Source organism: Parabacteroides sp. merdae-related_45_40, assembly GCF_001915675.1.
Map to the genome: position 1 here is coordinate 127,858 of NZ_MNQY01000046.1, position 26,889 is coordinate 154,746.

General features: G+C 43.9%; 21 protein-coding genes. 11 read left to right on the forward strand and 10 right to left on the reverse strand.

Annotated features, from left to right (window positions below):
* Positions 1 to 35: 35 nt before the first annotated feature.
* A complete protein-coding gene (locus BHV83_RS06225) occupies positions 36 to 413 on the reverse strand; it encodes a HepT-like ribonuclease domain-containing protein (protein WP_048927020.1) in 378 nt (125 codons plus the stop codon).
* Positions 397 to 690: a nucleotidyltransferase family protein gene (locus BHV83_RS06230; RefSeq protein WP_048927214.1), complete on the reverse strand. Its 294-nt coding sequence runs from the start codon at positions 688 to 690 to the stop codon at positions 397 to 399. The genes BHV83_RS06225 and BHV83_RS06230 overlap by 17 nt, the downstream gene beginning before the upstream one ends.
* Before the next feature lie 156 nt (positions 691 to 846).
* On the opposite strand from BHV83_RS06230, the gene BHV83_RS06235 reads away from it, so the two are divergent.
* Both BHV83_RS06235 and BHV83_RS06240 read left to right on the forward strand, forming a co-directional pair.
* Positions 847 to 1,614, forward strand: a complete 768-nt coding sequence (locus BHV83_RS06235; RefSeq protein ID WP_122378428.1) for a porin family protein — start codon at positions 847 to 849, stop codon at positions 1,612 to 1,614.
* A 121-nt stretch (positions 1,615 to 1,735) separates the two neighbouring features.
* A complete protein-coding gene (locus BHV83_RS06240; protein ID WP_286756900.1) occupies positions 1,736 to 2,536 on the forward strand; it encodes a hypothetical protein in 801 nt (266 codons plus the stop codon).
* A gap of 697 nt (positions 2,537 to 3,233) precedes the next feature.
* Here the strand turns inward: BHV83_RS06240 and BHV83_RS06245 are convergent.
* On the reverse strand, positions 3,234 to 4,670 hold the full coding sequence (locus BHV83_RS06245; RefSeq protein ID WP_008773018.1) for a Gfo/Idh/MocA family oxidoreductase: 1,437 nt from the start codon (positions 4,668 to 4,670) through the stop codon (positions 3,234 to 3,236).
* A 207-nt stretch (positions 4,671 to 4,877) separates the two neighbouring features.
* Between BHV83_RS06245 and BHV83_RS06250 the strand changes: the two genes are divergently transcribed.
* Entirely contained in the window at positions 4,878 to 6,422 is a 1,545-nt protein-coding gene (locus BHV83_RS06250) for a glycine--tRNA ligase (protein ID WP_286756902.1), read from the forward strand.
* A 4-nt stretch (positions 6,423 to 6,426) separates the two neighbouring features.
* The gene (bamJ, locus tag BHV83_RS06255; protein ID WP_008773016.1) at positions 6,427 to 6,951 is read left to right on the forward strand and encodes a BamJ family beta-barrel-assembly machinery protein; all 525 of its coding nucleotides are present in this window, start codon (positions 6,427 to 6,429) and stop codon (positions 6,949 to 6,951) included.
* A gap of 340 nt (positions 6,952 to 7,291) precedes the next feature.
* Here the strand turns inward: bamJ and BHV83_RS06260 are convergent, their stop codons facing one another.
* Together BHV83_RS06260 and BHV83_RS06265 are read right to left on the reverse strand one after the other, a co-directional pair.
* Complete coding sequence (locus BHV83_RS06260; RefSeq protein ID WP_087344704.1) at positions 7,292 to 8,086, reverse strand: LytR/AlgR family response regulator transcription factor; 795 nt, start codon at positions 8,084 to 8,086, stop codon at positions 7,292 to 7,294.
* Positions 8,087 to 8,093: 7 nt separating this feature from the next.
* Positions 8,094 to 8,861 (reverse strand): LiaI-LiaF-like domain-containing protein, encoded by a 768-nt coding sequence (locus BHV83_RS06265; RefSeq protein ID WP_158532916.1) that lies wholly within the window; start codon positions 8,859 to 8,861, stop codon positions 8,094 to 8,096.
* A gap of 239 nt (positions 8,862 to 9,100) precedes the next feature.
* On the opposite strand from BHV83_RS06265, the gene BHV83_RS06270 reads away from it, so the two are divergent.
* The gene (locus BHV83_RS06270) at positions 9,101 to 12,238 is read left to right on the forward strand and encodes an ATP-binding protein (RefSeq protein WP_272028096.1); all 3,138 of its coding nucleotides are present in this window, start codon (positions 9,101 to 9,103) and stop codon (positions 12,236 to 12,238) included.
* A gap of 205 nt (positions 12,239 to 12,443) precedes the next feature.
* Here BHV83_RS06270 and BHV83_RS06275 read toward each other — a convergent pair whose 3' ends face one another.
* The 5 genes from BHV83_RS06275 to BHV83_RS06295 all read right to left on the reverse strand — a co-directional run bounded on the left by BHV83_RS06275 (position 12,444) and on the right by BHV83_RS06295 (position 18,814).
* Positions 12,444 to 13,676 carry a glycosyltransferase gene (locus BHV83_RS06275; RefSeq protein ID WP_036616340.1) on the reverse strand — a complete coding sequence of 411 codons (1,233 nt, stop codon included), beginning with the start codon at positions 13,674 to 13,676 and terminating at the stop codon, positions 12,444 to 12,446.
* Between the two features lie 33 nt (positions 13,677 to 13,709).
* Positions 13,710 to 14,921: a radical SAM protein gene (locus BHV83_RS06280; RefSeq protein WP_036616336.1), complete on the reverse strand. Its 1,212-nt coding sequence runs from the start codon at positions 14,919 to 14,921 to the stop codon at positions 13,710 to 13,712.
* A 422-nt stretch (positions 14,922 to 15,343) separates the two neighbouring features.
* Entirely contained in the window at positions 15,344 to 16,099 is a 756-nt protein-coding gene (locus tag BHV83_RS06285) for a succinate dehydrogenase/fumarate reductase iron-sulfur subunit (RefSeq protein ID WP_272056650.1), read from the reverse strand.
* 30 nt (positions 16,100 to 16,129) lie between these two features.
* Complete coding sequence (locus BHV83_RS06290; RefSeq protein WP_005859978.1) at positions 16,130 to 18,073, reverse strand: fumarate reductase/succinate dehydrogenase flavoprotein subunit; 1,944 nt, start codon at positions 18,071 to 18,073, stop codon at positions 16,130 to 16,132.
* Positions 18,074 to 18,121: 48 nt separating this feature from the next.
* Positions 18,122 to 18,814, reverse strand: coding sequence for a succinate dehydrogenase cytochrome b subunit (locus BHV83_RS06295; RefSeq protein ID WP_005859976.1), 693 nt, complete (start codon positions 18,812 to 18,814; stop codon positions 18,122 to 18,124).
* A 185-nt stretch (positions 18,815 to 18,999) separates the two neighbouring features.
* Between BHV83_RS06295 and BHV83_RS06300 the strand changes: the two genes are divergently transcribed.
* From BHV83_RS06300 to BHV83_RS06325, 6 genes are all read left to right on the forward strand, one after another.
* The gene (locus BHV83_RS06300) at positions 19,000 to 20,415 is read left to right on the forward strand and encodes a tetratricopeptide repeat protein (RefSeq protein WP_158532913.1); all 1,416 of its coding nucleotides are present in this window, start codon (positions 19,000 to 19,002) and stop codon (positions 20,413 to 20,415) included.
* A 109-nt stretch (positions 20,416 to 20,524) separates the two neighbouring features.
* Positions 20,525 to 21,748, forward strand: coding sequence for a DUF4934 domain-containing protein (locus tag BHV83_RS06305; protein ID WP_286756915.1), 1,224 nt, complete (start codon positions 20,525 to 20,527; stop codon positions 21,746 to 21,748).
* Positions 21,749 to 22,158: 410 nt separating this feature from the next.
* A complete protein-coding gene (locus BHV83_RS06310) occupies positions 22,159 to 22,650 on the forward strand; it encodes an energy transducer TonB (protein ID WP_286756916.1) in 492 nt (163 codons plus the stop codon).
* 115 nt (positions 22,651 to 22,765) lie between these two features.
* Positions 22,766 to 23,128, forward strand: coding sequence for a BlaI/MecI/CopY family transcriptional regulator (locus BHV83_RS06315; RefSeq protein WP_005859967.1), 363 nt, complete (start codon positions 22,766 to 22,768; stop codon positions 23,126 to 23,128).
* Between the two features lie 17 nt (positions 23,129 to 23,145).
* Positions 23,146 to 24,969 carry a TonB family protein gene (locus BHV83_RS06320; RefSeq protein ID WP_272056652.1) on the forward strand — a complete coding sequence of 608 codons (1,824 nt, stop codon included), beginning with the start codon at positions 23,146 to 23,148 and terminating at the stop codon, positions 24,967 to 24,969.
* A gap of 56 nt (positions 24,970 to 25,025) precedes the next feature.
* Entirely contained in the window at positions 25,026 to 26,888 is a 1,863-nt protein-coding gene (locus tag BHV83_RS06325; RefSeq protein ID WP_272056653.1) for a tetratricopeptide repeat protein, read from the forward strand.
* The last annotated feature ends 1 nt before the right edge of the window (position 26,889 follow it).

Sequence of the window (26,889 nt, forward strand, 5' to 3'; positions counted from 1 at the left end):
GCCAAATTGCTAACAGGGTGTAAATATAGCAAATTCTATTCTATTTCTTTGATAATTTGGCTGACTGTAACTAATAATGGGGGTAGTTTATCTTTAATGACATCAAAAACGATTTCGGCATCGACACCATCATAATGATGAGAGATATAATCGCGCATTCTAAAAATATTTCGCCAAGGTATTTGTGGGTATTTAGAAAATAGTGTTCCATGGGTCTTATTATCAATGGATTTTAGGTTTTCACCGATGGTCTGTATTAACATACAAGCGGCATCTAGCTTTTCCATGCCGGACTCACTCAGCAGATAGTCATTTACGGAAAAGATCGGTTTATTTCTGCGTAAGACCGTTTCAATTGTAGATTGAACTCTATGAAGGATTTGCAGTATTTCTTGGTTAAGCAAATATTCCATCGCGTCGTATATTATTCATTAACAATTCATTCAAGTTTTGTCTTAAACGTAGTAGATCGATTTTATATCCGGTCAATTTTTCCAAATCTTCTTGAATATCACATAGAATATAGAAATTAGGAGTTTCTATCTCGACACAGATATCCAAATCGCTTGATTCTGTTTGTTCTCCTCTGGCAACGGAACCAAATACTCCCAATCGCTTTATACCATATTGGGAAGACATAGTCTTTTTGTATTCTTTGAGAATACTTATGATTTCATTTAATGTTTTCATGACCATGTAATTTATTGAGTAACAAATATAGTAAAAAAATTGATATATGCTATTTTAGGTATAAGGTAACTATAAAATTAGGTGTTGGAGTAGGGGTTTTTCAGAATCTTTTGTCTTATCAATAACAATTGATATTTACATATAAAAGAATATGATATGAAGAAGCTGATTTTATTTGTGTTATTCGCTTTGAGCGGCTTGATGGTGAGCGCTCAATCACGCTGGGGGATTATTCCGGAGGGTGGATTCGCCGCGATTAATCGTGTTGGAATGGGCTCTAGCTGGCGTGCGGGGGTTAAGGTAGGCGTTGGTGTATCTTACCAGTTTGAACCGGGATGGATTGGATTGAAATCCGGTTTATATTATGCGAATAGAGGGTATTCGTTGGGAGATTATCCGAGAACGACGGAGTCTGCTACGTATGTCTTGAAAGAGATGATGACCGGTGGTATCACGCAACATTTTTTGCAATTGCCCGTGATGGCTGATTTCTCATGGAAAGTGTCGAAAGAGGTACGTATGCATTTAGCGGTCGGTATGTATGCCGGTGTATCTGTCAAGAATGATACGAATTGGGGATCTTCGTTTACGATGGGGTATTCGAAGGAGCCGCAGGCGCTTGGTAAATATGTCAAATCTACTGGTCTAGGGTATAATTATGGTTATGGCCATTCGGGATATGATGAGGCTGAAAACGCCGATCATCCATTTCGAGACGTGAATTCTTTTGATTGGGGATTGACAACTTCTTTTGGTATAGAGGTGAATAACTGGGTGATGAATCTGGGGTATGATCTCTCTCTAGGTGATGAGGGCGGTAACTATAAGATCGATGGCGATAATTTCTCTCTGTATGAGGTAAGAAGTGTCGGTGCCAATTACAATACGATGAGTCTGACGGTTGGGTATAAGTTCAAGCTTTAACAGCAAATCACTCATAGGATACGAATCTGACGAATATTCGGTGTCTTTTTTTAATAGATATGCAGCTTTTGAGATTGTTTGATCATCTATAACTTATAGAAACTTAAATAAATAAGATATTATGAGAATCATCAATCCGATAGGTGGGATCATCCTGCTTTTTGTCTTGCTGGGCACTCTGGGGTGTAGCGAGGACTCATTTCAAGATGAGGCTAAGCCGGTGATTTGTCCTAGTGTTGTTTATCCGGAGGGAGCTAAATTGGCACGAGTTTGGTACGGTGCGGGTATTTCCTCTCCTCAGAGTCTAGCGAAGGAATATGTGTACGATGAGTCGGGACGTATCTCCAAGGTATTACATCCATTGAATACGGAGGATGGAGAAGGATACTTGATTGGCTACGTTGAATATGTTTATGACGAGTGGGGATTCTTGTCTAAAGAAGTCTGCTTCAACAGAAACCTAGATCAGACGTATCATAATTTGTCTACGCTTCATTATAAGTATGATGAACAAGGCCGGAAAATAAAGGAGATTACTGAATATCCGGTTATTGGCAAGAGCAAGGTGACAGTCTTTTCTTATAAGAATAATCTTCTGGAACGGAAAGTTGAGTACGACGAACTCGGCCGGAAGCTTACTTATACGGACTATGAGTACGATGAGACAGGGTTGTTGAAAAAAGAAACGATTCGTGATCCCGAAACGTCCGAGGTTCTCCGATATAGCGAGTACCGTAATGAGAACGGATTGAACATGGAGATCATGGTTTATACTTCTCTCCCGACAGAGAAGAAACCTATAGAGCTTCGTAGGATCACGAAGTACTATGATCAGAATGGCAATCTGCTTCAATTGATCTCTGAGGAATTGGCTTCTTTTAGCTCTCAGTCGAGCTTCTCGGAGTCCTATGAGTATATTTGAAGGCGTTCGTGATGACTTTATTCGATATGGAATGTCATCACGAATGTTTTTTCCTTCGTATAGGGTGCCTATTCGTCCAATCCTTGTTCGTTCGGATTTCCGGTCTTCATGAAATACCTTTATACAATAAGACCCCTTCCGTAGTTGTTCTCACTCCTTGTACTTTTCCTTCGGTAATTTGAAAATTCTTTTAGTTCTTATGGTTTTCTATATTTGCCATAAATATAACAAAAAATGCAGAGCGTAGCGTAGGGATTAAAAGCAAAAGTGGGTTTCTCTTAGAGGTAACAAAAGTTTCATACTGAGGAAACTTTAGTTTCCCTATAGAGAAACAAAAGTTTTCCGCTTATTAAACTTTTGTTTTCATATGGAAAAACTTTTGTTTTTTAGGCTGAAAAACTACAAATGACTAGATGTTAATATTTTATCCGTGTTGAAAGGAGATCGGATAATACTATATGGTGAGTGTGGAGGAGCGTTGTGTTAGGTGATAGAAAAGTGGTAAATAGCGGTAAATAGTGGTAGATAGAGCTAGATAATTGTAGATGTTTTTTATCTACCACCATTAGTTAATCATCCTAAGACCAGATGAATGCAGGGATAGTTGTAGATGTTGTAGCAAATAGGCTTATAAACTATATGAGAGAATTGAAAGTCAAAGCGATGAGCGAATAACTTTCAATTCTCCATGTTTCAATTAAATGGTATAATATTGTTCCCATCCTTTGCGAGGCGGTACTCCACATAGCATCTTATTCGCCTCAGGATCGTTCGTGATCTGTTTCGTGTCACGATCGAAGACGAGCTTGCGGTTCAAGCGCTGGCTTAATACGCCGAGACAGAATACCTGACTTAATGGGCCGGCGATAGAGAACGGTGAGCGGGTTTTCTCCTTCCCCATACAACTTAGCAGGAAGTTAGCGAAATGGTTAGACGGGCTTTTCGGCACTTCCGGTAAGCGGGATTCCATCTCTTTCGCTTTCTCATCCGGGATGATAGATAAGGTACTTCCATGAGAACCACCCTTGAAGGTTAATTCTTTCGAGTAGATTTCCTTGCCCGGGTTCAACTTCGCCGGTTGTATCTTGCCGCCGGCTACGGTCGGGATATTCGGGTCGAGCTCGGAAACACCGTAACCTTCCGGGACGGCGGGGATATTGTCCAATCCATCGTACCAAGTGATATCCACGGCCGGCATATTCCCTCTTTCCGGGAATTTAAACAAAAGGGTGGATGACATCGGGAAGAAGAACGGGTTATGGTCTTTCAAATAAAGCGGATTTATTTCTGTAGGCAATCCTAAATCTAGGAATTCATGTGCCGTATCCAAAATATGCGCTCCCCAGTCTCCTAAGACACCCATTCCGAAGTCGTACCAACAACGCCATTGTCCCAAATGATAGTCATGGTTGTAATCATGATATTGAGCTACGCCGATCCATGTGTCCCAATCCATCGTCTCGGGAACCGGTTCTCCCATAGGCATATGCCTAATATTCGGGTTCCATCCGTGCCAGCGACGCGGATTATTCATATGGGCGGTAATGGCGGTAACATCCTTGATAATACCGGCCTCTTTCCATGCCTTGAATTGGAAATAGTTCGCCTCGGAATGTCCTTGGTTACCCATTTGGGTGACAACGCCGTATTTCTTGGCCCCACGCATCATGATCTCTATCTCTTGGAATGTGCGGGCCATCGGTTTCTCTACATATACATGTTTGCCGTGCGCCATCGCCTCGATCGTGATCGGGAAGTGGGAATGATCCGGCACGCCTACGCTTACGGCATCGATCTTGTCCGCCATCCGGTCGAACATCGTGCGGAAGTCTTGAAAACGGGCCGCTTTCGGGAACATGTTGATAATCTCTTGCGTGTGAGGGGCTCCCATGTCCACGTCGCAGAGAGCTACTACGTTACACAGACCTGTGTTATACAATTCCTTGGCGATCTCGCCCCCTCGTTGTCCGATGCCGATGAACGCTATATTTACCCGGTCATTGGCACTGATTAGCGGGGAAGTAGGTAGAACACGTCCGTGGGCGGGTGTCCAGAACGACGGGATGGCCGATACTGCCGATAAGGCTAGCGCTCGCTTAAGGAACGAGCGGCGTGAGATTTCTTCTGATTTCATGGTATTATCTTGTTTAAATTATACTGTTTGCGCAAACACTAATGATTTACGTCGTAAATATACAAAACTTTCTATAGTTACGGAAAAAATCATTTACTTTGTAACCTCATAAAGGAGACCATGTGCTAATGTGCCACTCAGGCGGGTCTCCGATGGACTTATCATTGGCACATTGGCATATTAACAAAATTGGCAAATTATTAGATTATGGCACAAGAAGATGTATTTAAGAAATTAGTTTCACACTGTAAGGAGTATGGTTTCGTATTTCCCTCCTCAGAGATTTATGACGGTTTGGGAGCGGTATACGATTATGGCCAGTATGGTGTTGAGTTAAAGAACAATATAAAGAAATATTGGTGGGATAGCATGACTTTGCTGCATGAGAATGTGGTGGGTATTGATTCCGCTATTTTTATGCACCCTACTATCTGGAAAGCTTCCGGCCATGTTGACGCTTTTAATGATCCGTTGATCGATAACAAGGACTCGAAGAAACGTTACCGCGCGGACGTTTTGATCGAAGACCATTTGGGCAAGATCGAGGAGAAAATGAATAAGGAAGTGGCGAAAGCCGCAAAGAAATTCGGTGACGCTTTCGATGAGGCTAAATTCCGTGAGACGAATCCTCGTGTATTGGAGCATCAAGCGAAATGGAATGAGATCCATGAGCGTTATAGCAAGGCGATGAACGAGTCTAACTTCGAGGATCTTCGCCAATTGATCTTGGATTGCGAGATCGTTTGCCCGATTTCCGGAACTCGTAACTGGACGGAGGTTCGCCAGTTTAACTTGATGTTCTCTACGGATATGGGTTCTACCGCTGATGGAGCGATGAAGGTTTATCTTCGTCCGGAGACGGCCCAAGGTATTTTCGTGAACTTCTTGAATGTGCAGAAGACTGGCCGTATGAAGATCCCGTTCGGTATCGCCCAGATCGGTAAGGCGTTCCGTAATGAGATCGTGGCTCGTCAGTTTATCTTCCGTATGCGTGAGTTCGAGCAAATGGAGATGCAATTCTTCGTTCGTCCGGGTGAGGAGATCGAGTGGTTTAAGAAATGGAAGTCTACTCGTTTGAAATGGCATCAAGCCCTAGGTTTGGGCGATGAGAAGTATCGCTATCACGATCATGAGAAATTGGCTCACTACGCTAATGCGGCTACGGATATCGAGTTTGAAATGCCGTTCGGATTTAAGGAAGTGGAGGGTATACATAGCCGTACGAACTTCGACTTGAGTCAGCATGAGAAGTTTTCCGGTAAAAAGATCCAATATTTCGATCCGGAGTTGAACCAGAGTTACACTCCGTATGTAATCGAGACCTCGATCGGTGTAGACCGTGTGTTCTTGAGCATCATGGCGGGTTCTTACTGCGAGGAGACGTTGGCGAATGGCGAGAGCCGTGTGGTATTGAAGTTGCCCGCAGCCTTGGCTCCGATCAAATTGGCTGTATTGCCATTGGTGAAGAAAGATGGCCTGCCCGAGAAAGCTGAGGAGATTATAAATATGTTGCGTTTCGACTTCCGTTGCCAATACGACGAGAAGGATTCTATTGGTAAGCGTTATCGCCGTCAGGATGCGATCGGTACCCCGTATTGTATTACGGTAGACCATGACACCTTGAAGGATAATTGCGTAACGATCCGTTTCCGTGACACGATGGAGCAAGAGCGCATAAGCATCGATAAGCTTCACGATATTATCACGGAGAAGGTGAGCATGAAGAATTTATTGAAAAAGGTAATAGAGTAAACGAATGAAGAAGTACTGGCATATCGCATTGATGTTGTTTTGCGTGCTCATGATCACCTCTTGTGGGGATGATGATGAGGCACTAGAGGTGGATGAGGTTTGGAAGGTCCAGAATGAGGAGGCTTTTCAAGCCCAGATGCTGGTTCCGGGTTTCGAGCAATTGAGTTCTCAAAGTAATGCCGGATTTATCCTTTACAAGGTCTTGAAGACTGGGGAGAGTAAGGAGCCGATTTATTATACGAGCAAGGTGGAATGTTATTATAAAGGCTCTTTTATAAATGGTGAAGTTTTTGATGATCGTTCTTTCGAGGCTGGAGAGCCTGCGGTGATGGAAGTGTACAAGATGACTGATGGCTTTGCCACGGCTTTACAGAATATGCATCCCGGTGATAAATGGGAGATTTGGGTTCCCTCGCAACTTGGATATGGAGAAGCGGGATATAAGAATCCTAATACCGGGGCTGTTGTTGTAAAACCTTGCACTACGATGATTTTTGAGATGGAAGTCGTAGGTATTGTTGAGGAATAGAAATCCTATCTTATGGTATAATTACGGCCGCCTCTTTTTAGGGGTGGCCGTTTTTTTATAGTTATATGTAAATCTAGGGAAGCAAATCCCCTATAAACAATTAAAGCCTGTCTCACGACAAGCCCTAACCAAACTTTGTTAACCTTAAATCTAATACTATTATGAAAAAACCACGATGCAAAGATACGTTCGTCAAGACCATTTGTCAAGTCTTTTGCAACTAATATATGTTAAGTAACATATCGATGCTTGCCAAAAAGTGTTACACAACACAAAACTCTATATATTACAATCAAAATCTTCTAATTTTAACGATGATTAGGTCCCTTTTATAGGACTGCTAAAGGGAAAGACGTTCTTTGAGTAGCTTATAGCCAGCGCTACTGGCACGAAGATAGGTTCCATCCTTTAATCGTACTTGATAGGTTTCTTTTCCGAATAGTTCTACTCGCAATATCTGTTCCGTATTAACGATATAAGAGCGATGTATACGAACGAACTCCGGAGAAGGAAGGCTTCGCTCGAAATACTTCATGGTTTGCTCCTTTACGTGCTGACCGGAAGTGGTGAATAAGGTCACATAGTCGCCACATGCTTGCAAATAGAATATCTCTTTTATCGGGATGATATGAATACGTGTCCCGTCTTTTACGGATATACGATCTAGAATCTCCTCCGGAACGGTAGCCGGGGGAGGTGCCGTCTTTTCCTCCATTTGTCTCACGATAAGCTCCGCCTCACTCTTTCTTTCCCGGCTGGCATACCATTGGGATAGAATGATCCATGCCATTAGGCCGAACAGGAATCGAAAAGGAATCGTGATCGAGAATTCCTCCCAATCTTCCAATCCGAATATTTGTAGCAAGATCGAGCATCCGGCTATGCAAGCGATTTGTACGAGTACGGCGAAAGCCACTCGTGCTTGCATGATATGTAACGTACATTGTACATACCAAAGATAATATCCCGCTACGGCGAACAATGCGATGGAAAGTAAGCTATCGACCAAAGTGATGCTCAACGGAAGATCGCCATAAAGAGTTAATAATGCGCATTGGATCGCTATGGCTAAAAATAATAATAGGCTTCCCAGCCCTTTATGTAATATGGATGTTGTAATAGGATGTTCTTGCATGATGAGTTTAGTCTCTTAGTTCAAGGCCGCTGAACGACAAGTCTCCACATATATACAACGTGTGCGTCATGTCGGTTGTTTCTGTCAGGTCCCTCATATCTTGGCATCCAGCCAAGAAGGAATCAACCTTTAGACGAACCAGCCATCCTTTAGGGACATATATTACTACGCCGCTGAAGGAGCTATCTATGTTTATGATGGTTTCATCAGCCTCTAATGTTGTTTTTTTAAGATCGAGGATCACGTTGCCGAAAGATACGTCTATGTCCGCCCCCTTGAATACGGGGTCCAGTACGATGTGCCTTACCGAGTTGAAAGTGGTGTCAACCGATACGAAACCGTTATCTGTCTCGTAGTTGATCTCATCGTTAGGCTTTCGGTGCCCGAAAGGGGGATGGTTAAAGGGACGTTTATGCTTTTTCGTGCGGATAGAATCTTTCCGCTTCAGCATGATGACCAATCCTAACAGGATTAATCCTAACGGCCAATATACACGTAAGAAATCGTTCGTGATCCAATTTAACTGCGGGAAAAGGAAATAGACTCCCACGCCCACGAGGAGCATGCCTCCTACCGGATTACGGTGGAAAATCATAAAGATGCCCGACACGACAAGCAGCATCGGCCAAGATACAAGCAAGTCAAATAAAGATGGATCTATCATTCCTAGATTCCGCAGTAAAAATAATATACCGACAATGATAAATAAGGTAGCGATCAGATACCCGTTTGTCCTCTTCTCTTTAAAATCGATGTCATAATCTTTCATATCCATAAGTTCCATTTTTTTGTTTTTTATCAAATGTACGGGTTCGTCATTCTATACACAAGTAAATACCGCTGATTTCTATACGAGTATCGGTAAATAACCGAATAATCCCGATTAAAAAAGCCTTTAGTTTGTAAGAAACGTGAATTTGACACCAAAACTTGATAAAAAAACGAGTTTGATAAGATTAGTTGATAATTAAGGAATATCTTTGTCTTTACAACTGCAATAGAGGAATGTAGGGAATGATACGAAATATTATAAATTTAAAGGCAATAATACTTTATTTTGGATTGATTTTATGCTTGATAGCCGGTATGCCGACTCCGGCTTATGGGAGTTTTTCATATCCGGTCAAGGATGAATCGTATGTATTGGTAATAAATTCATATGTGGATGGCGAACGCTGGTCTGGCAATTTATTAAACATGATCTCGAAGTTCGCTACCCCGGAGGAGTACACCCTCCGGATAGATCATATGAGCGTGATGTTGGTTGATACGCCAGAGAAATTAAAAGAGAAGCAAGAGGCCTTCTTTGAAGTTAATAAGAAGAAGCCGGATGGAATTATCTACTTAGGCGTAAATGGATGGGCTTTTATGCGGGATAAGATCCGGGAGAAATGGGGGGATATTCCCACTCTGGTCTGTTCGGAAACGGGTGAAATGGCAGAAGATGAATGCTATTTTAATCAGCGGCATTCCTCTGATAGGGTGATCCCTTTACAAGAGGCGGTTAAGGGGTATAACGCTACGGGCTTGGTTATCCCTTATTATGTTAAAGGTTCGATCGACTTGGTGAAGGAATTAATCCCGGGTTTGAAACGTCTGATTTTCATATCCGACAGACGTTATGTCTCCACATGGCTTCGGGATGAGATGGAGAAACATATGGAAACTTCTTTCCCTGAGGGGAAAGTGGATTTTTATACGGAGGGTTCTTGCTCCATGGATAGTTTAATGGCGGTTCTGTCGGAGAAAGACCCACATCGAGCGACGGCCGTGATGTATTACTCGTGGATTACCGAGAAACCTTTCTTGAATCACTCGTTATTATATAGTACTTTGTATCAAGGTATAAACGGCATTTCTAGGCATCCTGTTTTTTCTTTATATGATATGGGCGTGGAAGAAGGATATACGATTGGTGGATATTATAATAGCGCTAAAACGATTGAGACTGCTCTAATTCCCTTGCTACAGCAAGTTTATAACGGTGAAGATATGGGCAAGATCCCGGTTTCAACGGTGGATGATCCTCATAAATACTTGAATTATGTTTCGCTGATGAGCGCGATGTCTAATGAAGATAATTTCCCACATGATGCGATCTATTTGAATGCGCCTCCCTCTTTTTTAGAAAAATATTGGATGCCGCTGTTAGGCTTTCTGATTTTCTTTCTGGTAGTCGTGTTTTTAGCGTGGCATTACGTGTATCGTTCTAAGCAAAAGATGAAGGAAGTGGAGTTGAGGCTATTATCCCGTTACCGTGATTTATTTAATAATATGCCATTGCCTTATATACGGCAGCGGCTGATTCGGGAAGGTACGCAAATCGATGTGCAGGTTTTGGATGTAAACCATGCTTTCGAGGAAAAAATCGCTCCTAAAGATTTCGTGGTAAATAAGCATGGAAAAGAGATCGCTAATTTAATTGGGGGAAGTTATCCTTTGCTTCTATCGGCTGTGCCTACAGTTCTGGAGAGTGGGAAATCCTTTACTTGTGAGTATTATTTTGAGCCGACAGGGCTTTACTATACGATTATCATCATGCCTACCTCGGAAGAGAATGTGGTTGATGCGTTTTTTATTGATATTACGGATATCCATAAATTCCAGACGCATTTGAAAGCCATGAATCATAAGCTGGCTATGGCGTTAGAGGCGGCAGATCTTTTACCGTGGCGATATAATCTGGCTGAAGGGAAGATTATCTATGAGTCGAAAGTACATCCGGGAGATAATATAGAGACTGCAGAGGTGCATACCCATGAGGTTTCGTTGAAGGAATATTTCAGCAAGATACACCCGTCTTTCAGGGCTTGCGTGGAAAAGGCTTTCGATGATTTGTGTAATGGGAAAATAAAGAAAGTACGAAAAGAATATTGTCTGGAGCGGTTGATTCCGGGAGAAGATCGCCATGAGTGGGAGGAGATACAGGTAATGGCTGAATATGATGCTTCCGGTAAACCGAAAGCGTTGATCGGGTCTACGATATCTATTACCGAGCGTAAGCAATTGGAACATGACCTTCGAATGGCTAGGGATAAGGCGGAGGAGTCGAATAAATTGAAATCAGCGTTTTTAGCTAATATGAGCCATGAGATACGTACACCGTTGAATGCGATCGTAGGTTTCTCTAATATCCTCGCCTCGACCGATAACCTTGAGGATAAGAAGGAATTCGCTGATATTATCGAGAATAATAATTCCCTATTGTTGCAGTTGATAAACGATATCTTGGATTTGTCAAAGATTGAGGCGGGTACCTTGGAGTTTACTTATGACTATGTGGATATTAACGCTGTATTGAGGGATTTGGAGCAATCGGCTCATTTGAAGAATAAGAATCCGGATGTACAGATCTCATTTAAGGATTATCTGGAGCCTTGCGTGATTTATACGGATCGAAATCGTCTGTCCCAACTGATGATCAATCTGTTGAACAATGCCATGAAATTTACGCAGGCAGGATTGATCTCATTTGGCTATAAACTGCGGGATGATAATACGTTGTGGTTCTATGTAGAGGATACGGGCTGCGGAATCCCGGAGAATAAACGGAAAGATATTTTCGGACGTTTTGTGAAACTGAATACTTTCGCTCAAGGAACAGGATTGGGTTTAAGCATCTGTGAGATGATTGTTACCCAGATGAAAGGAACGATAGGGGTTGATTCCGTGGAAGGGAAAGGCTCTAGGTTCTGGTTTACATTGCCTTTTCAGCCGAAGAAAGAATTATTGCCTAATGAAGAGCAGAAGCCTGTTACTTTGGAGAAGATCGCCCGAAGTGAGGTTACGATCTTGATCGCTGAGGATAATTCCAGTAATTATCGCCTGTTTGAGTCTATATTGAAACCTGAATATAAATTGATTCATGCATGGAATGGAAAGGAGGCTGTAGAGCTATTTCATCAGCACAAACCGCAATTGATCTTGATGGATATAAAGATGCCGGTCATGGATGGATATGAGGCTACCGCAGAGATTCGTAAGGTTTCTTCCAACGTACCTATAATTGCGGTGACGGCTTACGCTTTCGCCCAAGATGAGCAGCGGATTATTAAAAGTGGATTTGATGCCTATACGGCGAAACCGATTAATGGGAAGGTCTTAAAGGACAAGATATCGACTTTATTGACGCATCGGATTATTCTGATGTAATCGAAGGGCTTTGCGGGAAGCAGACCTCATAAAACAATTAAAGCCTGTCTCACGACAAGCCCTAACCAAACTTTGTTAACCTTAAATCTAATACTATTATGAAAAAACCACGATGCAAATATACGGAGTTACCGCTATTTGTCAATAGATTAAGTGCTAAATTGTGTTTTGTAACATGTAATAAAATCTAATAGGAACTTATGCCTCATTGAAATCTTTCGATAGAGTCGCATATATTCTTTATACCTCCCTCTTTTTGGATCATCTCGCCTATATGAGCGGCATTTTTCTTATAAAGCGGATTGGTGACCAGATCACAAACCTTGCGTTCGATCTCCTGCTCGCTCGCTTTCGCTATCTTAACCCCTTCCGGCCCTAACCCTAATTGGTGGATTCGATAGGACCAATAGGGTTGATCGATAATCAACGGAGTGATTAATTGGGGCTTTCCCGCCCTTCCTACGCTATGGGTCGTGCCGCAACCTCCATGATGGATAACGCCGTCGCAGTGCGGGAATATCAAATTATGCGGAACCGGCTGCTTCATTAAGAATAAATGTTTATCCGCTTGTAAGGTGATTCCTGTCTTTGCCCAACCGGAACCGATGATGAGCCGATAATCATGTTTCTTGCAAATATCGACCAAGGCTTTGCTGAAACGGTTACCATCCTTGGAACTACAACTCCCGAGGGTAAAAAAGATAATAGGGCTTTGAGCGCTGTCGACGAATGATATCATTTCCTCGTAAGCCTTCTCATCATATTGAAAAGTGTCATTGAAGCAATAGCCTCCGATCGACCATTCGAACGTCCAGTCCGGATCTACGTTTCCTAGGTGCTGGCTGAAAAGCAAGTAATTATATGAACGCTCTCCCGCGTGATAGCCAAAATTGCGGATCGGAGCGAGTCCGTATTTAGCCCGGTTCTTATTGATCGTGTCTTTGACCATGAAATTGGTCATCCGGTTCATCAACTTCCATAGGATAGCGGGAGTGATGATCGGGTTGGGTTTGGGAAATGGCAATACGGCCGGGGGAATCTTCTTACCCGGCAAGAACGGGGCGTAGGCGGTACGTATCAAGGGCTTCTTGCAATACTCGGCGATACTTGCGACAGCAAATTCCGAGTTGGTCGATACTAAAATATCATGCTCTTTTAGTAGGGGAATCAATTGATCGAACTGTTTATCGATCACGTTCCTCATCCATTTAAGGAATGGCCGGAATTTATGTGAGTTTTGCGCTGCGCTATCGATCATGCCGCCGATATCGTCAAACTGCTGCAATACGTATTTAAATCCGTAGGGTTTAACGGTCTCCTCGAATATTTGAGGGAGATTGATGGTCACCTCATGGCCACGTCTTTCCAATTCGGCCGCTATGGCCAAATAAGGAAGAACGTCGCCTTGTGAGCCTCTGGTTACTAATAGTATTTTCATGCTACGTTTATTTATGGGCTATGAGGGTCTTGTTTACCGGATATTCAGTTGACGCAAACGCTCGATGTCCAGATGGTATTTGGCTTCCATCGTTTGTAGTTTCTGCTCATTGATGGCTAAGGGATGATTCAATCGTTTCGTTTCCCGGTATCCTTTATATACGGAGCGAATCATCTTACGTGGATTGAAAATGACGGATGAGGTGATCCAGCAGCCGTGCGTACACCAACAGTTGGCTTTATACCCATGTCCGATAGCGGCTATTTCCTGTTTCATCGCTTCGCTATTCATCACTTTACTTATATCGCAACCATACTCTTTTATATTTCCGAGCGGTTCCCGTAACTCGCAGGCACGAAAACGTCCGTCGTAGTCGATTACCAAGGTAGTCTCTCCGGCCGTACAATCCATCCCCCAAGGGGTCGGGTGATCTATGTTGCTGGCACGTATATTATATAAGGTACGTATAAGGCCGAGATAGAAGAAGCGTGTGATCGGTTTCCTTAAGCCGGTGGTATCCGCTACCATCCGATCCGCATAAGCTGAATAGATAGGGGATATGTCATCTTGTATTTTGCGTAGCGTTGACTCGGTTAGGATTTTCACGCCATCGTCACGGGTCATGCCTCTGGCGGCCTCAATCGTATGTGTGGAGGTACGGAAACGTCCGTATACCCAAGTCATGAAGTCTTCTACCTGGTCTATATTGTATTTCGTGATAACGGTTGCTATATTTTTCAGGACCTTGCCGTCGTCTCCGAAATTCTCCTGTATCTTACGCAGGGTTTCCAGTGCCTTATAGAAGTTTCCCGGTACGCCTCTCTGTGTATCGTGGGTCGTACCGAAACCATCCAAGGAAAGGCTTACGTTAATATTACAATCCGGGCAGTTCTGGCGGAACCGTTTTACCCATTCGACGATCCGGTCTGGTTTTAAGCCGTTCGTAGGGATGTTCACATCTTTGATATGGTTGTTTTTGTAGAATAACTCCAATATTTCCGGTAGATCCTCACGCAGGGTAGGCTCACCCCCGGATATCCATAATCGGTTGAATTGCCCGGCAGTTTCTGATATCTTCTTGATTTCATCGAAAGTGAGGTCGGGTTGCTTCTTATCCATTTCTTGGGCATAGAAGCACATCGCGCATTTGGCGTTGCATCGGCCTGTTACGAAAAGGAAGATCGACTCGAGTTTTCTTTCCGTGCTCATTGCCCTGAAAGAACTGGTGGTTCGTTTTTTGTCCATTTTATTTTTGTTTTACCATTTGTCTTATCTGGCGCATGATTTTTTCCTTGTGTTTGATCAACACCCGGAGAAAATAACATAAGAAGCCAAATAAAATACTTATTAGCATATACTATATGATCTTTAAAGGCAAAGATCGACGATAAAATGACGCTAAACAATCTCTATTTGCAGTATTTTGTGGTCCATGTTTAAAAGGTAGGTCTATAAACAATTAAAGCCTGTCTCACGACAAGCCCTAACCAAACTTTGTTAACCTTAAATCTAATACTATTATGAAAAAACCACGATGCAAATATACGGACTTTTCAATTCCTGTCAAGATCTGTAGTGCTAAATTATGTTTTTCAACATATAACAAAAATAAAAAGGCGCCTTTCTTTTAGAGAAAGACGCCTTTTCCATGATATACTAATCAAATATTAGTCTTGTAGCTTAGCGCAAATGAACTCACGGTTCAAACGAGCGATGTTACTAACGGAGATGTTCTTCGGACACTCCATCTCGCAAGCGCGTGTGTTCGTACAGTTACCGAAGCCAAGTTCATCCATTTTAGCGACCATTGCTTTCGCACGGCGAGTAGCCTCGACTTTACCTTGAGGCAACAAAGCCAGCTGGCTAACCTTAGCGGATACGAATAACATAGCGGAACCATTCTTACAAGCGGCAGCACAAGCGCCACAACCGATACAAGCGGCAGCGTCCATGGCTAAGTCTGCGTCCTTCTTTGGGATAGGTATCGCATTAGCGTCGGGTACACCACCTGTGTTGACAGATGTGAAACCACCCGCTTGGATGATTTTGTCGTAAGCGTAGCGGTCTACCATCAAGTCGCGGATAACAGGGAAACCTGCGGAACGCCACGGTTCGATCGTGATCGTCTCTCCATCGTGGAAACGACGCATATATAACTGGCAAGTCGTAGCTCCAGTTGCCGGTCCGTGCGGGTGTCCGTTTACATACAATGAACACATGCCACAGATACCCTCGCGGCAGTCGTGATCGAATACGATCGGTTCCTTACCCTCGTTGACCAACTGCTCGTTCAAGATATCCAACATTTCCAAGAAAGAGACACTCTGATTGATCTTCTCAATTTTGTATGTCTCGAACTGTCCTTTCTCCTTCGGACCTCTCTGACGCCAAACCTTAAGTGTTACACTTATATCTTTATCCATGATTCTAATTTTTTCTGAGATTGATGATTATTACTTCTTGTAGTTACGTGTTTGAGGAACAACGAACTCATAGTTCAAATCCTCTTTCAACATGACAGGATCTTTGTCCTCGCCTTGGTACTCCCAGCAAGATACGTACATGAACTTATCGTCATGACGCAAGGCCTCACCTTCTTCTGTCTGGTGCTCCGTACGGAAGTGACCACCACAAGACTCAGCGCGGTCCAAAGCATCGTGTGCCATCAATGTACCGATCTCGATAAAGTCGGCTACACGTAATGCTTTCTCTAACTCGGTATTCAAGTTGTCTGCGTTGCCTGGGATGAATACGTTGCTCCAGAACTCTTTCTTCAAGTCTTTCAGCATCTGGATAGCTTCTTGCAAACCTTTTGCGTCGCGTGCCATACCGATATGTTCCCACATGATATGACCTAGTTTGCGGTGGATAGTGTCTACGGTTTCTTTACCCTTGACGTTCATCAATTTTTGGATACGATCCTTGATGGCCTTTTCTGCCTCGACGAACTCCGGCAGATCCGTGCTGAAGCGAGGAACTTGGATTTGGTCGGACAAATAGTTCTGGATCGTGTATGGTAATACGAAATAACCATCGGCCAATCCCTGCATCAAAGCGGAAGCACCTAAACGGTTCGCTCCGTGATCGGAGAAGTTTGCCTCACCGATAGCGAACAGACCCGGAATGGAGGTCATCAACTCATAGTCAACCCACAATCCACCCATTGAGTAGTGCAATGCCGGGTAGATCATCATCGGAGTCTCGTATGGATTATCGTTCGTGATCTCTTCGTACATATCGAACAAGTTACCGTATTTCTGCTTAACGACCTCTTTACCCAAGCGATTGATCGCGTCGGAGAAATCCAAGAATACGGCCAAGCCCGTGCTGTTCACGCCGAAACCTGCGTCGCAACGCTCTTTAGCGGCACGAGAAGCCACGTCGCGAGGAACCAAGTTTCCGAATGCCGGATAACGACGCTCCAAATAATAATCACGGTCTGCCTCGGGAATATCTTTACCTTTCTTCGTTCCGGCCTGTAGAGCTTTAGCGTCTTCCAGTTTCTTCGGAACCCAGATACGGCCGTCGTTACGCAAGGATTCGGACATCAAAGTCAATTTAGATTGGAAGTCACCTTTCACCGGTACGCAAGTCGGGTGGATCTGAACCATACAAGGATTAGCGAAGTAAGCGCCTTTCTTGTAGCATTGCCATGCGGCGGAACCGTTAGATGCCATAGCGTTGGTTGACAAGAAGAACGTATTAACGTAACCACCCGTAGCTACAACTACAGCGTGAGCGGCGTAACGCTCGATCTTACCTGTAATCAAGTTGCGGGCGATGATACCACGAGCACGACCGTCTACCTTAACTACATCCAACATCTCATGACGAGTGTACATCTTAACCTTACCCAAACCGATCTGACGACTCAACGCTGAATAAGCGCCTAACAAAAGCTGCTGACCCGTCTGGCCACGGGCGTAGAACGTACGCGATACCTGAGCGCCACCGAATGAACGGTTATCCAACAAACCACCATATTCGCGAGCGAAAGGAACGCCTTGAGCCACGCACTGGTCGATGATTGAGTTAGAAACCTCAGCCAAACGATAAACGTTAGCCTCACGAGCACGGTAGTCACCACCTTTGATCGTATCGTAGAACAAACGGTAAACAGAGTCACCATCATTCTGGTAGTTCTTAGCGGCGTTGATACCACCTTGAGCGGCGATAGAGTGCGCACGGCGGGGAGAATCTTGGATACAGAAGTTCAATACGTTGAATCCCATCTCTGCCAAAGATGCGGCAGCGGAAGCTCCAGCCAAACCTGTACCGACTACGATAACATCCAAACGACGCTTGTTAGCGGGGTTCACCAATTTCTGGTGATTTTTATAATTAGTCCACTTCTCAGCCAACGGGCCTTGAGGTATTTTAGAATTTATTTCAGACATAATGATTTAATTTCAAAAGTTCTTAATTATAAAACCTGTAGCTTGCAATTAAGCACCTACTCCGTTTAGGAAGAAGATGATAGTAATGATCGCGAAAAGTCCGCAAATAACCGTAGCTACGATCTTAGAGATACATTCCCAGCGGTTCATCCAGATCGTGTTATTCCAACCGATTGTTTGGATAGCGCTCCAGAAACCGTGAGTCAAGTGGAACCACAAAGCCACGTACCAGATCAAATAAAGAACGGTGATCACGGCATTACCTTGGAAGTAATAGTTGATAAAAGCGGCTCCGTCTTGTGGAGATACCATAGCTGACCCCAATGCAACTTCGTGATGACCGATCAATTCGGCGAACATCATCTTATACCAGAACTGGCTGAAGTGCAACAGCATGAACAGGATAACGATCAAACCCAAAACGAACATGTTCTGAGATGCCCATTCCACGCCTTTCGGACGAGCGTTGATAGCGTAACGGTCGTTACCACGTGCCTTACGGTTTTGCAAGGTAAGAATGATAGCGTACACGAAGTGGATCACAACGCCTGCGGCCAATACGAGAGTAGCTGCCACAGCGTACCAATTAGAGCCCAACAGCGAACAAACCATGTTATAAGCCTCTCCGGAGAAAACGGCCGCCACGTTCATCGACAGGTGGAACAATAAGAACAGAACAAGAAAGAGGCCTGATATACTCATTATCAGCTTCTTCCCGATAGAAGAATTAAGTAACCACATAAGATAATAATTTAAGTTATTTAATTGTATTTAGAAATTTCTACTTAAACTATGTAATTATCACGCAAAGGTATGCTAAATCCATATATCGCGCAAACGATTAAAGAAATATTTCTGCATTAATGGGAGAGGTCAGGGCATGTGCCCCGACACATGAAATAATGCGGAAGGAAAAGGCTTTCCTTATGAATAATTTATATACATTTGCCTATATGCGTAAGGATTTGAATGGGGCACGGCATTTTTCTATAGGGATCAAGTTTACGATCTTATTGTTTACGATCGCGATCTTGGTTCTTGTGCTTTTTTCGTATAGGAGCGACAAGCATGGCAACCTGTTCTGGCAGGTAGAGAAATTGATTCCGCATCATCCGGACAGCGCTTTGGTGTTATTAGAGAAAGTGACGGATGTCAATGGATTATCGCTTCGAGAGAAAGCCCGTTATTGTCTGTTATGGACCGAATCACGGGATGAGGCGGGATTGAGGCATACATCGGATTCCATAATCTCTATCGCTACGGATTATTATAGGACGACACGAGGCTGTTACTGGCCTCCCAAAGCGTGGTTTTACCGGGGGAAAGTCTATGAGGATATGGATCAACCGTCCCTAGCTTTGGAATGCTATTTACGTGCGTTGGAATATGAGGGAGGGAATTGGGATTACGAATTTTGGGGACGGTTATATAACCAGATAGGGAGGCTGTACGCCGAGCAGGAATTATATGGCAAGGCTATGTCTTTTTTGAGAAAAGCGAGTGCCCAATATCAGCTCTTGAATGATACGGCCGGACAAGGCCGGATACTGGAGGAAGTCAAGAAATACGAGGCGTTACGGGATTCTATCGGATCGCTGTCAGCGAGAGAATCGATTTATCAGATCACTTCCCGGTATGATGTAAGGCCGGTTCGTGAGGACTTATATAGGAAAGAATTGATGTTATCGCAAAGGGGACAGGAGCGTTATCTGTACGCGTTTATTATCGGCATAATCCTATTTATTTGCTTCCTCCTTTATCGGCGATGGAGAAATACGCAGGAAAACGCTCTTCGAAGGGAAGAAGCCTTGCGACGTTCGATTGCTAGCCAGCAACAACGTATGCGAGAAGAAAAAGAAGAGAATGAACGGCAAATCACCCTTTTGGAAAAAAGAATTACGAAAATAAAGGAAGAAAAGGATCAAGAGTTGATGTTGGTTTCCTTACAATTGGAAAAACAACGGCTGGAGATTTGTAACGAGTCGATTCATAATAAGGAGAGTAAGCATTTATTATCTGTTGCGATCTTGCGGAAATCGGAGGTCTATGAGAAGTTTCACGATCGGGATGCCGGCAAGATTGTCTCTGAGGATTGGGAGCTTTTGGAGGTGCTGTTGAATAAGGCTTATGATGACTTTACCTTACGGCTGAAAAAACTATATCCTGCTATTTCCGATACGGAGTTGAAGGTCTGTATGCTTACGAAGATCGGCGTTCCCGCCAACCAGATCACACGGGTATTGAAATATAATAGTTCGGTACTTCGTCCTCGTCTATTCCGGAAGATTTTTAAGAAAGAAGGTTCTACGGAGACATTTGTGGAGTTTATCTCAAGTTTTTGATTATTATGTATTTATAGCGGTCTTGGCAGGTTTGTTCTCATTTTTGTTCTCATTTATCATGTGATTTGTGAGATATGCGGGATATTTTTGGAGGCAAAAAAGCATGGTTATGAAAAGTGTAAAGTTAGCCTCTATCTTGTTTTATTTAAATAGTGTTTTTGTCGTTTCTTGTTTCGTGTCATGCGGTTCTTCGCCAACGGAAGCGTCCTCTCTTTTAACCGCGGATATAAGAGGGGGGATGGATAAACCGGGGCTATTGGGATTAGGCGATGAGATCAAGGGGGTTACTTTTGTCCCTTTAGAGGTGACCACGGATGATGCCTCGTTGATAGACGGAGTTTATGATTATGCCGTGACAGATCGATATATCTATGTGCTTCCCGTAAAAGAGCCCCGTATCGTCCTGTTCGATCGGCAAGGGCGTTTTATCCGGACGTTGGTAAAAGAAGGGCAGGGGCCGGGTGAATTTAGCGGTATTCTGCCATGTATCCAAGTGGACGAACGTAATGACCGCCTTTTTTTATTTAGTAATAATCGAGTTTGGGAATATACGTTGGAAGGTGAATTTATCGGACAATCCACCCATGAGTATTCGGTAATCTATATGCGTCATATCGGAAAGGATCGTTTCGCCGCCATATCATTCCCTTTTCAGCCTTTCAACGGAGGAGGATTCGGATTAGGCCTATTTTCGAGGAAAGGGGATACGATAGCGATCAAGAATGATTTTTATTCCTTTTTATTACCCCATGAGAAGAGCGGGTTCACGACAAGTATCGCCCCCGCTTATTCTGATGCGCAAAACTCTGTGTTGTTTAAGACCGGTAGTAATGATACGGTCTTCTGTATCTCGGCGGATCGAATAAGTGCGGCTTGTGTCCTTGATCTGAAAAACTCGGATGCGGAAGTGATTCGTTCGTTGGATGTTACGGACATGAGTAATTTGCGAATTGAAAAAAAGGACCCCAAGGATATCTTTGTGCAAGATATGATTGAGTTTCCGGGACATTATTATTTCCGTTTATTGTATAACCAAGGCTATTATATAGCCTCTGTAGATAAAAAGACGGGAAAGACACTTGTGGAAAAATGTGTGATGCCGGGTTCTATCTATGAACTGGCGGATGCGAACCTTCAACATGGCATGCAGGGTACGAGAAGTTATCGGAATTTCCCGGTCTGGGGGAGGGTCATAAAAGATGAGCTGGTACAAGTAGTGACCCCGTATGAGCTAAACTTATATAAATCGCTTCGCTCGATCACGATTCCGCAGGAGTTGGACTTAAAAGGAGAGGAGGGCAATCCGGTTTTTGTGTTTTATTCGCTTATCTGACTTCGATATGTATCGCTCGGTTGTACTTCTTGTAATAATCTAGCGATAGAAGCTATAGTATTCATGGTTACTATCTATAGAAAATCTGATTTACTATTGATAGTAATCTGATTTATTATAGATAGTAATTGGATCGGTAATAGGCGTGTATGTATAACTGATTAGATATCAGCCATATACTAATATTTACGTGCAAAGTGGGCATATTGTGTATTTTAACTGTTCGGTAAATAATCGTGTTCTTTTATCTTTTCTATGCCTTTGATGGCTATTAGTGTTAATTAACGTATTGTTTATATTTATATTACGAGTATTTCGTATATTTGCGAAACCAACGTAATATCCGGATATGCTTAGAGGTTGGTAAGTATGTGTAATAACGGTATAAATAACATTAAAACGGATTGAAAATGAAAAAGGCGATTATGAACACAATGATCATCCTGTTCGCTTTGGCGATGTGCGTAGGATGCGGACAGTCTTCGGAACAAAAAGAAGAAAGTGTTCCGACAGATGTAACAAAGGCAGAAAAACAAGAGCAAGTACAGGTGGAAGCGGAGGACGAAGATACGCTGGAAAATGGAGAGCAGGTATTTAGGGTGGTAGAGGTGATGCCGAAGTTTCCCGGCGGTGATGCGGAGCTTTTGAAATTTATAGCCAAGAATATAAAGTATCCACAAGAGAGCCAAGAGAAAGGGGAGCAAGGCCGTGTGATTTGTTCGTTTGTGGTAACGAAGGATGGAACGCTTACGAATTACAAGGTCCTTAGAGGAATCTCCCCGGCATTAGACCAAGAGGCGGTTCGGGTCTTGCAAATGATGCCTCGTTGGACACCGGGCACCCAAAAAGGCGAGCCGGTAGCCGTGAAATATACGGTGCCGATCACATTTAAGTTGCAATAATTCACGATTGCAGGTCTTGTGATTCTTATTTAATGTTAATTAACGTGCCTTCCGCATGCTGTTTACGACTATTTCGTAGCTTTGTGGATATACATTAAATAAAAGGATAAGATTTATGGAGAAGCTAACGATGCAGGAAGAAGAGGCGATGCGCTGGATTTGGCGGATCGGTCCTTGTTTTGTGAAAGATGTGCTGGCCAAATACGAGGACCCGAAACCTCCTTATACGACGCTCGCTTCCGTGATCAAGAATCTGGAGCGAAAGAAGTACGTGAAGGCGAAACGTTATGGAAATACGTATGAATACCGTCCCTTGATAGAGGAAACGGAATATAAACGTACGTTCCTTGGCGGCGTGGTAACGAATTATTTCGCTAACTCGTATAAAGAAATGGTTTCTTTCTTTGCGAAAGATCAGAAAATCTCTACGGATGATCTAAAGGATATCATCGATTTGATTGAGAAAGGAAAAGAATAACCTAAATCCCACATACCATGACACCGGAATTTGCCTACTTATTGAAGGTAAATGTAGCCTTTGTACTCTTTTACGCCTTCTACCGGTTGTTCTTCTATAAGGACACGTTCTTCAAGCTACGTCGTGCGATCTTGCTGGCGTTCTTTGGCTTGGCTCTGTTTTATCCTTTGCTGAACATCCAAGATTGGGTAAGGCAACAAGAGCCTATAGCGGACGTGATTTATATGTATTCCGCTATGTTGCCTGAGGCGACGGCGAAAGCGGATGCCGCGGCGTCCGTGGATTGGTATGGATGGTTGCTGGGATCTTTGGGGTTTATTTATTGGGGGATCGTAGCGTTCTTATGCGGACGTTTTCTCGTGCAATTAAGCAGTATCTTATGGTTGGCTCATACCAGTGAGCGTGTTGTTATTCATAAAACTCCGGTTTATGCGTTGCGGAAGGCCGCCGGGCCATTCTCCTTTTTCCGTATGGTCTTCTTGCATCCGGAGAGTCATTCGGATAAGGAAACGGATGAGATATTGACACATGAATGTACGCACGTATCCCAATGGCACTCGATTGACGTGATCTTGAGCGAGATGATGTGTATGGCTTGCTGGTTCAATCCTTTTGTATGGTTATTGAAGCGTGAGGTTAGGCATAATCTGGAGTATCTGGCGGATAACACGGTGATCCAGTCCGGTTACGATAGTAAGAGCTATCAATACCATTTATTGGGATTGGCTCATCATCAGTCCGTTACTACTTTGTATAATAGTTTCAATGTGCTGCATCTGAAGAACCGGATTATGATGATGAACAAGAAGCGGAGCCCGGGTATCGTACGTACGAAATATCTGATATTTATTCCATTGGTAGGGATCTTGATGCTGTTAAGTAATATCGAGGCGGTAGCCCGTTTGACTGTCCGTCTGGCGAATGAGGCTACGGTCTCGAACGCTATGGTGACGGCTACGGGCATTCTGGTTGATGAGACCGGGCAGCCTTTGATCGGGGCATCAGTTGTGGTGAAGGGCGGTAAAGAGGGGACTATCACGGATAGGAAAGGGGCTTTCTCTTTGGAGGTTCCTGCGAATGCGATTTTGCGATGCAGCTATCAAGGAAGGGAGTCCCAAGAGGTCTTGGCTGCTGATATGACAAATAATACCCATTTGTCCTTATCTTCCAAATCCCGTGAGATGAACGAGCAAGTATTTACCGTGGTAGAGAAGATGCCTAGTTTTCCGGGTGGGGATGCGGAGTTGTTGAAATACATAGCCACGAATATAAAGTATCCGAAAGAGAGTCAGGATAACGGGGAGCAAGGGCGTGTAATCTGCTCGTTTATCGTCGGGCGTGATGGTTCCGTCAATAATCCGGAGGTGCTTCGGGGAGTGACTCCTTTATTGAATGAGGAGGCCGTAAGGGTAATAAACACTATGCCTCGCTGGAATCCGGGAATGCAACGTGGAAAGGCGGTCGCCGTGAAATATACGGTACCGATTACGTTCCGTTTGAAAAGTCCGGTAGTAGAAACGAAGGAAGAGACTTTGACGGTAGTGGACGTGATGCCGCAATATCCCGGAGGGGATCATGAATTATTAAAGTTTATCGCTCAAAGCATAAAGTATCCGACGGATGCGCAGGAAGCGGGAGTGCAAGGTCGTGTGATCTGTTCGTTTGTGGTAGATAAGAAAGGAAATATCGTGGAACCTAAAATCATACGGGGGATAGATCCCTCCTTGGATGCGGAAGCTTTGAGAGTCATCGGAATGATGCCCCGGTGGACTCCCGGTCGTCAGGACGGAAAGGCGGTCCGTGTCTTATATACGGTGCCTATTACTTTCCGGTTACAGTGAAATAAGAATAGAGGCTATGTTAGTCGCTTAATCAGTAATCTTAAAAATATACAGATATGAATGCGAAATGTAATTTAGTTACAGTTCTGTTACTTTGTTGCCTTATTTTTCCCGGGAATGCTCAAGAGTTTAATTGGCAAGACTTGGTGAACCGTAAGCAATATGCGGCTGTGATCGCCCGTGCCGATAGCCTTACCCCGGCTGATTCTTCCGATTATGAGGTGATGAATGCTATCGGGCAAGCCTACGAGGGGATGCTTCGTTACCGGCAAGCCTACGACTATTATCGTCTTTGCCTCTCCATGGACACGACTAATCTGGATATTTTAAATACGTTGGCCCGAACGGCTACGAACTTGGGCAAGGCGAAAGACGCTGAGCGGTATTTCCACAAGGTATTAGCGGCCGATAGCCTAAACTTCTATGCTAATTATCAATTGGCCCGGTTGTATTTCCAGTTGGGCGAATATGAGAGGGCGGTTGATACGTATGAGAAACTACAAGCCCGGAATGAGGACAATACGGCCTTATACCGTGCGATCGGCGATTGTTATTCCCGGCTGGAGCAATACCCGTCCGCGACGATCGCCTATTTTCAAGCGTATAACTTGAACCGGGAGAATGCGGGACTGGCGGGTGCTTTGGTAAATACATTATATCGTATGGGTGTCGGTAGTCCGGACTATATATTAGAAGGGGTAGCGATTTGCGATACCGCCTTGATCTACAATCCGGGGAATCGCCAGTTATTACGCAGTAAAGCTTTGGGTTTGTATATGGCAAAACAATTCGCTCAGGCTGATTCCATTTACTCTGGTTTGTTGGCTGATGGTGATTCTACTTACCTTACCTTGAAATATGGGGGAGCCTCGAAGTATTATGCCGGTCTGTATATGCCTTCGGTAGATATCTTGGATATGGCATATGAGCAGGATACGACCTCGGTCGAGGTATGCCTCTTATTGGGTTCCGCCTTGGGTAAGACGTATGACCGGAAGCGGGCTTACGACTTATTTGACCGGGCGGAAAAGGGGTTGGAACCCAATCGTTTCTTGGTAAATCAATTATTGGCCTTCCGTGCGGAGACTTACCAAAAGGACGGGAGATACAAGGAAGCGTCCCGTCTCTACTATGAGGCATGGAAGAAGAATCCGGAACGACTGGATTTCCTGGCGGCGATCTCGCATATGTATAGTGAGATTGACGTGTCTAAATTCCAGAGTGAAGAGGATCGTCAGCGAGGTCTTTTTATCTTGGTACTTTATATGAATGAGAGCTTAAAGAAAAAAGCGGACGAGAGGACGATGGTGTTTAGCCGGGCGCTTCTGCAATCCTTCTATGAGGATATGTTTTTCCGTAATGTGGCAGAGGAGACTATGATAGATCCGGATGGGAAAAAGAGCAAGATCTCTATCGTGGATTTGCGTAACCTGATCAATCAATTGCCGGAGGAATCGGAGATGGTCATGGAGATTCGTGCTATGAGCGCCAGAAGCTCGGGTAAGATAGAGGAGGCGGCCCGTCTGCTTTATCGGGCGTGGAAGGTGAAGGGTACTCGTGTAGAATTGCTTCGTGAGATCGCGAACCTATATAGCCATCCGGATATCTCCGGATTCAAGAATGCGGAGGAGCTACAGAGAGGTGTATTCGCTCAAGTGACTTACGCAAAGGAACTGTTGAAAAACGAGTCGGATCTGAGTAACTTGACTTTTACCCGGCCTTTCTTGGAGTCATTAAATTCGGATATGTCCAAACGGGGTATCACGGAGCAAACCATGCTGGCTCCAGATAACCGGAAAAGCCAGCTTTCTATAAATGAACTCCAATCTCTGATCCAACAACTGCCGGAGACATCCGATGAGGTAAAAGAGATGATACGAATGATGGACCGGGAGAAAACGCTAAAGAGCAAGAAATGAC

Excerpts from the sequence above, each read along its gene's own strand:
- BHV83_RS06225 (WP_048927020.1), bottom strand. The coding sequence starts at position 413 with ATGGAATATTTGCTTAACCAAGAAATACTGCAAATCCTTCATAGAGTT.
- BHV83_RS06230 (WP_048927214.1), bottom strand. The coding sequence starts at position 690 with ATGAAAACATTAAATGAAATCATAAGTATTCTCAAAGAATACAAAAAG.
- BHV83_RS06235 (WP_122378428.1), top strand. The coding sequence starts at position 847 with ATGAAGAAGCTGATTTTATTTGTGTTATTCGCTTTGAGCGGCTTGATG.
- BHV83_RS06240 (WP_286756900.1), top strand. The coding sequence starts at position 1,736 with ATGAGAATCATCAATCCGATAGGTGGGATCATCCTGCTTTTTGTCTTG.
- BHV83_RS06245 (WP_008773018.1), bottom strand. The coding sequence starts at position 4,670 with ATGAAATCAGAAGAAATCTCACGCCGCTCGTTCCTTAAGCGAGCGCTA.
- BHV83_RS06250 (WP_286756902.1), top strand. The coding sequence starts at position 4,878 with ATGGCACAAGAAGATGTATTTAAGAAATTAGTTTCACACTGTAAGGAG.
- bamJ (WP_008773016.1), top strand. The coding sequence starts at position 6,427 with ATGAAGAAGTACTGGCATATCGCATTGATGTTGTTTTGCGTGCTCATG.
- BHV83_RS06260 (WP_087344704.1), bottom strand. The coding sequence starts at position 8,086 with ATGCAAGAACATCCTATTACAACATCCATATTACATAAAGGGCTGGGA.
- BHV83_RS06265 (WP_158532916.1), bottom strand. The coding sequence starts at position 8,861 with ATGGATATGAAAGATTATGACATCGATTTTAAAGAGAAGAGGACAAAC.
- BHV83_RS06270 (WP_272028096.1), top strand. The coding sequence starts at position 9,101 with ATGATACGAAATATTATAAATTTAAAGGCAATAATACTTTATTTTGGA.
- BHV83_RS06275 (WP_036616340.1), bottom strand. The coding sequence starts at position 13,676 with ATGAAAATACTATTAGTAACCAGAGGCTCACAAGGCGACGTTCTTCCT.
- BHV83_RS06280 (WP_036616336.1), bottom strand. The coding sequence starts at position 14,921 with ATGGACAAAAAACGAACCACCAGTTCTTTCAGGGCAATGAGCACGGAA.
- BHV83_RS06285 (WP_272056650.1), bottom strand. The coding sequence starts at position 16,099 with ATGGATAAAGATATAAGTGTAACACTTAAGGTTTGGCGTCAGAGAGGT.
- BHV83_RS06290 (WP_005859978.1), bottom strand. The coding sequence starts at position 18,073 with ATGTCTGAAATAAATTCTAAAATACCTCAAGGCCCGTTGGCTGAGAAG.
- BHV83_RS06295 (WP_005859976.1), bottom strand. The coding sequence starts at position 18,814 with ATGTGGTTACTTAATTCTTCTATCGGGAAGAAGCTGATAATGAGTATA.
- BHV83_RS06300 (WP_158532913.1), top strand. The coding sequence starts at position 19,000 with ATGAATAATTTATATACATTTGCCTATATGCGTAAGGATTTGAATGGG.
- BHV83_RS06305 (WP_286756915.1), top strand. The coding sequence starts at position 20,525 with ATGAAAAGTGTAAAGTTAGCCTCTATCTTGTTTTATTTAAATAGTGTT.
- BHV83_RS06310 (WP_286756916.1), top strand. The coding sequence starts at position 22,159 with ATGAAAAAGGCGATTATGAACACAATGATCATCCTGTTCGCTTTGGCG.
- BHV83_RS06315 (WP_005859967.1), top strand. The coding sequence starts at position 22,766 with ATGGAGAAGCTAACGATGCAGGAAGAAGAGGCGATGCGCTGGATTTGG.
- BHV83_RS06320 (WP_272056652.1), top strand. The coding sequence starts at position 23,146 with ATGACACCGGAATTTGCCTACTTATTGAAGGTAAATGTAGCCTTTGTA.
- BHV83_RS06325 (WP_272056653.1), top strand. The coding sequence starts at position 25,026 with ATGAATGCGAAATGTAATTTAGTTACAGTTCTGTTACTTTGTTGCCTT.